This window comes from Neokomagataea anthophila, assembly GCF_018122595.1.
Classification (GTDB): Bacteria; Pseudomonadota; Alphaproteobacteria; order Acetobacterales; family Acetobacteraceae; genus Gluconobacter; species Gluconobacter anthophilus.
The window spans coordinates 1-213 of the sequence record NZ_JAGRQH010000264.1 but is presented as its reverse complement, the minus strand read 5'-3'; the positions used below and the strand labels follow the sequence as shown (position 1 = coordinate 213).

The window sequence follows — 213 nt, the reverse complement described above, 5'->3', positions numbered from 1 at the left end:
GTGGGTTTTGGGATGTGAGCTTTTTTTGAGCGATTTGGGTTTTGAGATAGCCAATCGACGAAGTATCATACAAAATCTGTCGTTGAAGGTTTCTAAGATCAATATGATCATCATCAACAAGGCCAATACGACCAATACCGGTTGCTGCAAGCTGTTGGGCTATAGGAGCGCCAAGTCCACCAAGTCCGATGATCAAAACAGAAGCATCACGGC

1 protein-coding gene is annotated in these 213 nt (G+C 44.6%); it reads right to left on the bottom strand.

What is annotated here, in order from left to right; genetic code table 11:
• Nucleotides 1-213: HesA/MoeB/ThiF family protein (locus KB213_RS12635; RefSeq protein WP_211683617.1), on the bottom strand; the 213-nt coding region annotated here is incomplete at both ends.